Source organism: Salicola sp. AFF1, assembly GCF_056783195.1.
Window position 1 is genome coordinate 114,176 of record NZ_JBXAYL010000005.1, and the last position, 10,991, is coordinate 125,166.

The window sequence follows — 10,991 nt, forward strand, 5'->3', positions numbered from 1 at the left end:
GGTTACCGGGTTGGTCGGGTGAACAGGCAGGCGAATCCTACCACCCCTCATGTGGGGCCTGAAAGTGGCCGCCGGGGTGCCCAGAGTTGCAATAAGGCCGCCACTCGCGCTAGCGTCACCCAATATGGTATGGCGCTTCCATGGCCAGCCTGCAGCACAGGGAAAGTCCCCTCCAAGCAGGGCTCTGCCAGAAAGTTATGAAACCTTTTGACACCTATGGAGGCCCAGTCTAGAATCCTGTAGCAGTATAGTTCGCCTATACTCATCAGGAGGGCGGCGTTGCATCGCGCTCAGTGAGCGAGCGTGGCACGCACCGAAACCATCTGTAACGATACATTCGCTACATAACGGAGAGTTAAAACATGGCGTTTACCAACGACGAGTTGAATGTCATCCGCACCTATAAAGCGGTGACTGGTGAGCTGCCGAGCCAGCAGGAACTTGAGCAGGCTCTGAATAATCAGACCAGCGGCCAGAATCTGGCTGAATCGCTCGTGAGCAACCTCGGGTACGATGCAAACGACGAATCCAACGTTGAGGATTTCGTGACCAGTCTCTATCAGAACCTTCTGGGCCGTGATCCGCAAGAAAGCGAAGCGGACCAGACTGGTGTCGAGTACTGGGTCGGTGAAATGACCGGCTCCGAAAGCGGCCTGACCGAGTACAGCGCGAGCCAGGTCACCCAGTTCTTCATCCAGGCGGCGGCCGAGAATGGGGAAGACCTGACAGCCGCTGAAGCTGAAGAGAGTCTGGACCTGGAAAGCGTTGACGGCAACTATGTCGAAGACGACGACAACGGCAACGGCAACGGCGAACAGCCGGAAGTCGAAACCGACATCACCTTCAATACCGATCAAAACGAAGCCGTTCTGGACGAGCATACTCATAAGGCTAATAACGGCGCTACGTCTGATTATGAGTCCCAGACCCACAAGATCTTCAATCTGGGTAAGTCGGCTATCGACCAGGGCTCTACGACCATCAGCAAGGATTACACCTTTGACCTGAGCGACCAGCTGGGTGAGCAGGGTCATTATGAAGGCTATTTCCTCTCCCCGACGCTGGACAACGTCGTTGAGCAGCAGGGCAACGAGCTGATCCTGGAAGTGATCGACCGCCACGCTGACGCGAACGACAAGCAGGACTCGCTGTCCTCCGTTCGTATTGAAGGCTTCAGCTTCTTCCTTGATGGCGAAGCCGTTGAGGTGTTCTCTGAAGACATGGCCAGCGCCGAGACCTATCAGGAGCTGGCGGACGCGGCGGCTGCCGAGCTGAACGCCATGGCGGAAGATCGTCCGGAACTGGGTCAGATTGAGGTCAGCACCGGCAACGACTTTGAGCGCCAGCAGACCGATGAAGAAACCCAGCAGACCACTGGCAAGAACGTGGTGGGCACGCAGATCGTGCTGACCGCAACAGACGGCGGCGAGCTGACAACTGGCGGCTTCAGCACCAGCCCGGTTGAAGGCGGCAACATCGACACGGCCGAGCTCCAGACCGAGACGGACACGTCCGTGCGCGAAGAACTGATCCGCACCAACCTGGAACTGGAAAACGTGGGCTACGGCTCCCAGGGCGGCAGCGTGAACCTCTCTGGCCAGTCCAACACCAAGGTTGGCGTTCAGCAGTTTGACGTGACTGCCAACGAAGGCAACTACGACTCCGTATGGTTGACGTCACTGGCTTCCAACCCGCTGAAGAACCAGACCCACGATGCGCTTGAGGTGATCAACCTCGAAGGCAACGTTGGTCATTTCCTGATTGGCGAGCAGGTTGGCGAGCCGGGCGGCCGTGAAAGCATTACCGCAAGCGCTGATGCCGGGATCAACGACGTTCGTGAGTTCAACGCCTCTGGCTTCGCTGGCAAAATCGCGCTTGACGCGAGCGTGACCTCCGCAGTGATTGACCGTGACCTGGATCAGGAAGACTTCGGCGACAACGCGGCCGCCGATAACGTCACTTACGGTTACAACCTCGGCGGTGGTGATGATCAGCTGCTGCTGACGTTCTCCCAGGAAGCAATCGCGCACGAAGATGCTGTGCTTGATATCAACCTGGGCGGCGGCAACAACGTGCTGACCACAAACTTTGTGGCCACTGATGCAGGCCTGACAGACAACTGGTACAACGACCAGTCGGACCTCAAGAACGCCAGTGTTGAATCCGGCAGCGGCAACGACATGATCAAGACCGTTGGCAGCGGTGACCTGACCATCGAAACCGGCGCTGGTAACGATACGGTCTACACCGACAACGCTGGCTCAGCGACCTATGAGCTGCTTCAGGAAGATGGCACCATCGGTAATGTCAGCTCCAAAGCACAATGGGTGCTGAACGCCGAGAACCAGGACCTGACCGACCTGCAGGGTTCGGCGGTTTCGGAAAACCCAACTGATCCCACTCAGAAGGCGGTTACTTTCCTTGCGGGCGCCCAGCTGACCGTTTCCTTCTCAGGAGCTGCGAAATCCGCAGGTGTTACCGAAGGCGCTGCGGAGGCAAACGTGAATGCGTTTGAGTCGACCGTGACCGTGCCGACCCAGGATTTCCAGGGTGATGAGCGCAACATCAACCAGGCGATCAAGGACGCCATCAACGACGACGCGACACTGAGCAAGCTGCTGGTTGCGACTGACGGCCCGGATAACACGCTCGTGGTCAAGTCCAAGATTGACGGCACTTTTGCGGGTGAGGACCTGCGGATTGATCTGGCGTCTGCCGATGTTGCCAATAACAGCAGTCTGGATGCCGCCAGCATTGTGAATGAATATGAAAAAGTGACTGATTCGACTAATTCGAAATCTGCTCAAGATATTCTGGATGAGTCGGTGACGAGCATCTCAGACAACTTCCAAGGTCTCACTGAGTCCGCCGATGGGACTGAGATGGTGCTCGGTAACGACAGCGGGAATAAGCCTGTAAGCGGGGCTGACAGCACAGAGACCAGCGACAACATCGTTGACGTTGGCTCCAACGAAGACGTGCTGGTGCTTGGTACAGGCTCTGACAGCAACGAAACCGTTGTCTTCAGTGGTACCCAGCAGGGTCACAACACCATCGTCAACTTCGACGATACGACCGCTGACAACTCCACCGACGCGCTGGACTTCTCTGCATTCCTCACAACCGAGATCAACAACTCCGGTTCCAGTGAGTCTGCCGAGACTGCGCCCGCAACGGGGAGCAATGACGTGTCCGCCGGTGGTGGTACATCCTTCACGGCCAACGATGTTGCCGAAATCACTGACTTTAGTCCTTCCTCTGACGAAGGCTGGGGTAACATGAGTGCCTCGGATCTGCTCGATGCGTTCCAGGACAATGGCAACAGCTATGGCAATCTGGGCAACCAGACTGTGAATACCATTACCGATCAGAGCAGTGATGGTAAGCACATCGTCATGGTCGAAAACCACACTGACGAAGGTGAGTACAAGATCTTCGAGATGACATCCGCTCAGGATGGCTCGGACTTCACCGATGCGAACCTTGTTGGCGTTGCTGACTTCGGTGCCAACATCGAGATGGCAGATGCGCTGGTTGGGTAACGCCTAATAGCGCTCTGGTGGGTCGGCAGCTCCCTCGGTGGTTCTGACCCACTTTCTCGATAGCTCGATTAAGCCCCACTTCCTCGGAAGTGGGGCTTTTTTGTGTCCGGGGATTGGGTCATGGGATTTGGCCTGTGTGGGCATCACCGCTAAACTGGACTGAAAGCGTCAGTTGCGGAGCACCACGTGAGCCAACATAAAGCAGTCCTGGTTCCAGCCCTGTGTCTGCTCCTTGCAGGGTGCCTTGGCGGTTCGTCCGGCGACGGTGACAACGGGCGCAACGAAGCCACGTCCAATGAGCCACTGAACGAGCGCGGCACAGCCCCCGGATTCCGGGAGCTGACCCCCTTCACGCTGGAGGATTCGGTTGCCTCCCGGGAGCGCGCCCTGAGTGCCAATCTGGCCGGGCAGGCCACTCGCGTTATGACCGGCAACCCCGGCATGCTCGAGGCATCACTCGCGGTCCAGGCCGTGGTTCTCACCCCCAGTGATGTCGACCGTCCCCGTACCGTCACGGTGGCCCTCCTCAATGAAGCGGGGGAGCGCCTGGGCGAATTCCGGGTCAATCTGGTGAATACAGACGGCGTGCCCATCCGGGAGCGTGCTGGTGCCTGGCTGAACGCACGGAAGAGGGTCCTCACGCTGGCGGAGGATTGCGCCATTGCCGAGGTGGCAGCGGGCGCCGCCTATGTACGCCAGGATCAGGGATACGCGGACTACGCCGCGCTCCGGGCGGAATGGGGGCTGCCCTTTACCGGTGACGCGCCGGTGCTCACCGAGGCTTACAGTGGGCTTGCCAGTGCGTTGGATCAATACCGGCGCGGTGCCATCAATGCCGCCTCATTGGAGCAGGCCGTGGACGCTGTGGCCCATGCCGCACGAAGCCACCAGGATGCCCATGGCAACGGGCCGGTGAATGAAGCCTATGACCCATTGCCCCTGCAATCACCCCCTGAGCGCAACCTCCACTATGACGCAGCCTCCGGCCGGGTTTCCTCGATCATTGGCAACACCCGTCTCGGCACCCGCAACGGGAGCCGCTGGCGCCTGGACGCCTCCTGGGCGCATCTGGCAGGCGTGATGGGTTCCGGGCAGCTGCCGGAATGTGAGGGGCGTCGTTGATGCAGGGGACCAGGCTCTGGACGATCGTTCTGTTCTTTAGCGCCTTCTTGTTGCTGGCACCCTTGGGAATCGCGGCGGAAGAGGCTGGTGTGCGTCTTGTGGTCCAGTATCAGCCTGGCGCCGTGAAGCTTGGGGATACCCTGGGCTACGCCGAGGTCGTGGGGCAGCGGCGGGACCTGCAGTTCATCCGTGTGCCTGCTGATGCCGTGGCAGCCGTCCGTGAGGACCTGCGGCGCCGCCCCGGCGTGCGCAGTGTCGTGAAGGATGCGGCGTCGCCTGTGCCAGAGGTAGAGTTTCGGGAGCCGGAGCCGGCTACGGGGGAGGTAAACGCGCTTGCCGTTGCCCCTCCCCCGGCGCGGGATGCCTCCGGTGATCCGCTGTTCAGTGATCCCGCCTTCCGACATCAGCACTATTGGGCGGCCCCTGAACAGCAGCCGGAGCGCGCGGGTGCCTCGGCGTTGGGAGAAGCGCTCAAGGCCACGCGCGTGGCGGAACCGCCCCGCGTCGCCGTATTGGATTCCGGCGTGGCGGACTACCCTGAGGGCGCTCGTTGGGCCGGTGGTGTCAACCTGGTTTCCGAGGAGGCGGGCAGTGGCGCCAGCCGCCCGCCCAGTGAGTGGCAGGTCCTGCCGGACTTTGGCGGCCGCTGTGATACGGGCCCGGCCCGCCACGGGAGCCAGATCGGCGCCATTCTCGCCGCCCCCCAGGACAATGGCTACGGCATCGCGGGGGTTCTGCCGGCAATGGAGCTCTTTGCGGCGCGGGTGCTGGACTGCGAGGGCCAGGGTGGGCGCTCCGATGTGGTGGACGGCATTCTGTGGGCTGCGGGCATTGATCCCGAGCGGCCAGGGGTAACCCCGCCGGCGGAACCCATGGATGTCATCAATATCTCACTGGGGGCCGAGGATCAGTGCGCACCTTTTGAGCAGGAGGCCATTGACCGTGCGCGGAGCCGCGGTGTGCTGGTGGTGGCCGCTGCGGGTAATGATCCGGACCGTGAACCGGGAGAGACGGCGCCCGCCAACTGTGATCATGTATTGTCCGTGACGGCCCTCGATGCCGCTGGCGACCATGTAGTTGACGGAGTCAGTGTGGGCCCCGGCGCGGATCTGGCTGCGCAGGGCTTTGGGGTTGCCGTGGAGGACGACCGTTCCGGGCGCTGGGGCGCCAACGGTACCTCCTTTTCGACTCCCATCGTGACGGCTGCGGCGGCGCTCGCCCGGGCTAATGTGCCCGGCGTTGGCGTGGATGAGCTGGAGAACGCGTTGCTGCGCAGCGCCCATCCGCCATCGCTGAGCGCAGGTTCGCGTTCAGCGGGAATCGAGGCATCGGATTTTGGGGCCGGGATAGTCAATGCACTCGGAACCCTGGAACACCTCGTGGGCGCTCGCACCGACCCCCGGGGCGCTACCCTGGGCCCGCCCCTTGAGGGGGGGCGTTCACCCGCGCTGCGTGCGGCGATCAATACAGCCCTGGCGGAGGGTGGACTCGCCGGGGAGCCGGAGGTGTTGAGGGAGCTGCGCCTGAGCGAGGCGCCGCCACGCGAGCAGGTGGTTTTGTTTGAAGTGGCCGTGGGTGATGCGCTGACCCTGGCGCAGGGCCGCGAGGTTGCGGCCACCGACAGTCAGCGCATGATGGTGGGGGAACTGCGTGATGACGTGGATTACGCCATTCAGTTCTGCGATGGCTCCCCGGGTGACCGGGACTGCGAGAGCACCGCTCTGGTCCCGGTGACGGTTGATTGAGGTGCCTCCGGCTTGCGGCCAAGCACCTCGTTATAAAGGGCCATGTAGCTGGTCCCCATGCGCTCGGCGGTAAAGAGCGCTTCGTAACGCTGCCGGGCGCCCTGGCCGAGCCGGCGGCTGAGCGCCTCGTCCTGGTACAGCTGTGACATGGCGTGGTGCAGGGCGGTGGCGTCATTGGGCGGCACCACGAGGCCGCTTTCCCGGTGCGCGTTCACGTAGCTGGTGCCGGTGCCGATGTCCGTGGAGATCAGTGGCTTGCCGTACATGGCCCCTTCCACAAGGCTGACACCAAAGGCTTCCGAGCGCAGATGGGAGGGAAAGACCACACCACGGCTGAGCCGGTAAAGGGCGGCCTTGTCTGTGTCGGACACATAGCCGGTAAAGTGTACATTGCCCAGCCCGGCACGGTGGGCCTGTGCCTTGAGCGCCGCTTCTTCAGGGCCGCTGCCGGTGATGACGACAGGCAGGGGGGAGTGTGCCGCCGCTTCCAGCAGTATGTGCAGTCCCTTGTAATACCGCAGCATCCCCACGAAAAGAAAAAAATCCCGCCCCCAGCGCTGCTCTGTCTCATGGAGGGTTGCGGTATCCGGTTCCGGGTAGGTTTTCGGGTCGAGGCCAATGGGGATGATATCCACTGGGGGGCGCTCCGGGCGCTGTTGCGCCACGGTTGCCAGTACTGGGCTGCTGGCCAGATAGTTGGGCGAGGTGCAGACAATTCGCGAGAGTTGCTTCAGGAACCGATCCCGCAGGGGCCGGTACAGGCTTTGCAGCAGCCGTTGGCGTACCACATCCGAGTGGTAGGTGAGCACCGATGGGGTATTCGTGCCACTGGTCAGGTGCATCAGGTCCGCAAAGGGCCAGGGGTAGTGGTAGTGGAGCAGGTCCACGTCCTGTGCCGCCGCCCGGAACTGGGCGAGCGCGCTGGCGGACATGCCGCAGGAAGCGATCTCCAGGTCCCGCGGCCAGCGTCGCACCGTGGCTTCCTCGCGTTCAATGCGGTGGGCTCCTTGTCTGGGGCCCAGAGTGAAAATCTCGTTGGTAACCCCCTGGTGGCTGGTGCTGTGGCAGATCTGGCGGATCGTTTCTTCCAGGCCGCCCTGGGTCTCGGGGAAGTAACTCTTGTAAACGTGCAGTACCCGCATACTCAGTCCGTGCCCGGGCGGGTGCGGTCAATGGCGGCCTGCATCCGCGCCAGAAATTGATCAGTGCTGAATGCCCGCGCCTGTTGTTCGCACTCGCTGCGCATCCCGGCGGCTACTTCGGGTGGCAGCTGGTGAACGGCGTTCACGATGGCCTCTGGTCCAGCGTCAGGTGGGATCAGCAGACCGGTCTGGCCATGGCTGACGGTTTCCAGTGGTCCACCTTCAGCTGTTGCGATCACAGGCTTGCCTGCCGCCATGGATTCCACCGGCGAAAGGCCGAAGTCCTCATCCCGCGCCATGTAGAGGGTGGCGGTCGCGCGACCGACCAGCTCGCGCATCTTCGCGTCGCTGAGCCAGCCTGTGAACTCAATATTGGGCGCGTCCTCGGCCATGCGCTGGAGCCGCGCCTGCTCACTCCCCCCTGAGGCAATGATCAAACGCCGCTCGGGCATGCGTCGGAATGCCGCCACCAGCAGGTCGACCCGTTTGTAGGGCTCAAGGCGTGCGGTTGACAGATAATACCCTTCCGATCCTGACCAGCGAAAGCCCTCGGTGTCGCAGGGTGGTGGCACGACTTCAGCGCACACGCCAGTATGGTCGTGGAGCCGCTGCTGAACGTTGGCGGAGTTGGCCAGGATGACGTCCATGCGCGCCAGGGCGCGTTCATACTGGTGGCGGACACGGGCGCTCAGGGCACGGAAAGCGGGCCGCTGCCAGCGCGGCAGTTGCCACAGGTACCAGTGGTACAGGTCGTAGGCAAAGCGCGGTGGTGTGTGGCAGTAATACAGGTTGCGACCGCGCTGACGGTGGCGTACTGCCAGTGGCGCGTTGGCACCGCTGAACACAACCCAGTCCGGCTGCGCGACCAGCGTGGCGCGGTGGTGGAATTGATGCATGCCCCGAAGGGTGCGCCAGCCTGCCGCCCTGACCCGTGGTGGCTGGCCCAGTTGGTGCAGGGGGATCCCTTCCAGTGCGGCATCCGGGAACGCCTCTGGTTGCCGGAAATCCACACAGACGCTGGCCCGGGGAAGGTTGCGTGCCAGTGCCAGGGTTACGTATTCCGCTCCACCGCGACAGTAGAGAAAGTCATAGGCGATCATGCCGGTTTCAGTAGCGGCGTTGGGGGCAGCGTGATGCATTGGGCTGGCGCGTGCTCACTCAGGAGTATAAGGGACTTTGACAGCAGGCAGGGGTGCTGATTAACTGCGCGCTATTGTAGGCCACAGCTAAAGATGAGAACAGTCGATGACCGAGATTATTCCGATCAACAGGGAAAAACACCAGCAGGCAGGGTTGGCGCCGCGCCAGGGCTTTCCGGTGGCGCAGAAGGATGCGGTGGTGCCTGTGGTGCTGGACGAGCTGCCGCACCTGGTGCCCACCATGGCACTCGGCTTCATTCATAACGATGATTCTGGCGTTTACCAGCTTGTAGCGGTCCAGGCCCTGCAACCGGGCCGTAACCTCTATGTGCACCCAGATGGCCGCTGGATTGGGGGCTATGTGCCCGCCTATTATCGGGGCTATCCCTTCCGGTTGATGCAAGTGGAGGGCAATAACCGCAGGGTATTGTGCGTGGATGCGGACAGTGACCGGTTCCATGTGCAGGCCGAACCCGAGGATGAGCCGCTGTTCACACCGCAAGGCGAGCCCTCGCAGACACTGAGTGGGTTCAGCAACTTCCATCAAACCCTGGAAGCCAGCCGGCTCAAGACCCAGCAGGCGGTCAACGCGCTCGCAGAGAATGGCCTGATCACGGAATGGCCGGTGAAGGTGCAGTCAGACGCCAACACCGACCCGGTGGCTGTTCAGGGCCTCTATCACGTTGACGAGCAGGCACTACGCACGCTGGACCCTCAGGTTCTGGGGCAACTGGCCCGTTCCGGGGTATTGTCGGTGGCGTACACGCAGCTGATCTCGGAGCATCGCCTGAAGGGGCTGCGCAAGCTGTACCAGCTGCACGATGAGATTGAGCAGCGCACCCGCAAGCCCGAGGTGGACCTGGATGCGCTCTTTGGTGAAGATGACGGGGATGATGTGCTGAGGTTCTGAAGACCCCGGCCCCGGGCGCTCAATGGACAATCGGGGGCGCCGGCGCTTATAATACCCGCGTTCCAAACGCGCCCATCAGCGGCTTGACCATCGCAAAAGCTGGCCGGCTTTTAAGCAAGGCCGGACGATTCCCTGAAAGCGGGACGGAATCCGGATTACCGTCCCGTTTTTTGCGTGTGGACCCGGTGCATGCGGCGCGCTGATTCCCGCCAGACACGCTATGAGGGGCATGGCATTGACTAACCCGGCAATCCTTGCGCTTGCAGATGGCAGTATCTTCCGCGGTGAGGCCATAGGGGCCGACGGCGCCACCAGCGGTGAGGTGGTGTTCAATACGGCCATGACCGGCTACCAGGAAATACTGACCGATCCATCCTACACCCGCCAGATGGTCACGCTGACCTATCCGCACATTGGCAACACCGGTACCAACCCGGAAGACATGGAATCCGACCGCGTGCGCGCTGCGGGCCTGATCATCCGTGATCTGCCGTTGCTCGCCAGCAACTGGCGCCACAATGAGTCCCTGCCGGAGTATCTCCGGCGTGAGAATGTGGTGGCCATTGCCGGCGTGGACACCCGCCGCCTGACCCGGCTGCTCCGCGACCAGGGGGCGCTTGGCGGCGCCATTGTGGCCGGCGCCAACGCCACCGAGGAACAGGCGCTGCGGCTGGCGCGGGACTTCCCGGGCATCAAGGGCATGGATCTGGCCTCCGAGGCCGGCTGCCGGGAGGCACGCACCTGGACCCAGTCCGCCTGGACCCTGGACGAGGGCTATGGCGAGGGGCCGGAGAAGCGCTATCGCGTGGTCGCCTACGACTACGGCATCAAGTACAACATCCTGCGGCTGCTGGTCTCGCGTGGGTGCGACGTCACCCTGGTTCCGGCCCGGACACCGCTTGATGAGGTCATGGCCTACGAGCCGGATGGCGTCTTCTTCTCCAATGGCCCGGGCGACCCCGAGCCCTGTGATTACGCGATCGAGGCCCTGAAGGGCTGCATCGAGCGCCAGATCCCGACCTTTGGCATCTGTCTGGGGCACCAGCTGCTGGGACTGGCCGTGGGCGGGCGCAGTGAAAAGATGAAATTCGGCCATCATGGCGCCAACCATCCGGTGGAGCAGGTAACCGACGGAACCGTGGTGATCACCAGCCAGAACCATGGCTTTGCGGTGGACGAGACGTCATTGCCGGATAACGTGGAGGTAACCCATCGCTCGCTCTTTGATGGCACGCTGCAGGGCATGCGCCTGCGTGACGCACCGGTGTTCAGCTTCCAGGGCCACCCGGAGGCCAGCCCCGGGCCGCGGGACGTGATCCCGCTGTTCGATGCGTTTACCCGCCTGATGGACGACCATCAGCATTCCGGCTCGACACGAACAGGGTAAGGGT

At 62.2% G+C, this 10,991-nt stretch carries 7 protein-coding genes; 5 read left to right on the top strand and 2 right to left on the bottom strand.

The features are described from left to right. Positions 1–362: 362 nt before the first annotated feature. The 3 genes from AC1RQI_RS04995 to AC1RQI_RS05005 all read left to right on the top strand — a co-directional run bounded on the left by AC1RQI_RS04995 (position 363) and on the right by AC1RQI_RS05005 (position 6,409). The gene (locus AC1RQI_RS04995; RefSeq protein ID WP_481903905.1) at positions 363–3,542 is read left to right on the top strand and encodes a DUF4214 domain-containing protein; all 3,180 of its coding nucleotides are present in this window, start codon (positions 363–365) and stop codon (positions 3,540–3,542) included. Between the two features lie 186 nt (positions 3,543–3,728). Continuing rightward, complete coding sequence (locus tag AC1RQI_RS05000) at positions 3,729–4,664, top strand: hypothetical protein (RefSeq protein ID WP_481903906.1); 936 nt, start codon at positions 3,729–3,731, stop codon at positions 4,662–4,664. After that, on the top strand, positions 4,664–6,409 hold the full coding sequence (locus tag AC1RQI_RS05005; protein ID WP_481903907.1) for a S8 family serine peptidase: 1,746 nt from the start codon (positions 4,664–4,666) through the stop codon (positions 6,407–6,409). The genes AC1RQI_RS05000 and AC1RQI_RS05005 overlap by 1 nt, the downstream gene beginning before the upstream one ends. Here AC1RQI_RS05005 and AC1RQI_RS05010 read toward each other — a convergent pair. Both AC1RQI_RS05010 and AC1RQI_RS05015 read right to left on the bottom strand, forming a co-directional pair. Next, positions 6,337–7,551, bottom strand: a complete 1,215-nt coding sequence (locus AC1RQI_RS05010) for a glycosyltransferase (RefSeq protein ID WP_481903908.1) — start codon at positions 7,549–7,551, stop codon at positions 6,337–6,339. The two genes, AC1RQI_RS05005 and AC1RQI_RS05010, sit on opposite strands and share 73 nt — an antisense overlap. A 2-nt stretch (positions 7,552–7,553) precedes the next feature. Then, entirely contained in the window at positions 7,554–8,690 is a 1,137-nt protein-coding gene (locus AC1RQI_RS05015; RefSeq protein WP_481903909.1) for a glycosyltransferase, read from the bottom strand. Positions 8,691–8,796: 106 nt separating this feature from the next. Here AC1RQI_RS05015 and AC1RQI_RS05020 point away from each other — a divergent pair, with 106 nt between their 5' ends. Together AC1RQI_RS05020 and carA are read left to right on the top strand one after the other, a co-directional pair. Further along, positions 8,797–9,600, top strand: coding sequence for a SapC family protein (locus AC1RQI_RS05020; protein ID WP_481903910.1), 804 nt, complete (start codon positions 8,797–8,799; stop codon positions 9,598–9,600). 235 nt (positions 9,601–9,835) lie between these two features. Next, positions 9,836–10,987 (top strand): glutamine-hydrolyzing carbamoyl-phosphate synthase small subunit, encoded by a 1,152-nt coding sequence (carA, locus tag AC1RQI_RS05025; RefSeq protein WP_481903952.1) that lies wholly within the window; start codon positions 9,836–9,838, stop codon positions 10,985–10,987. Positions 10,988–10,991 lie beyond the last annotated feature (4 nt).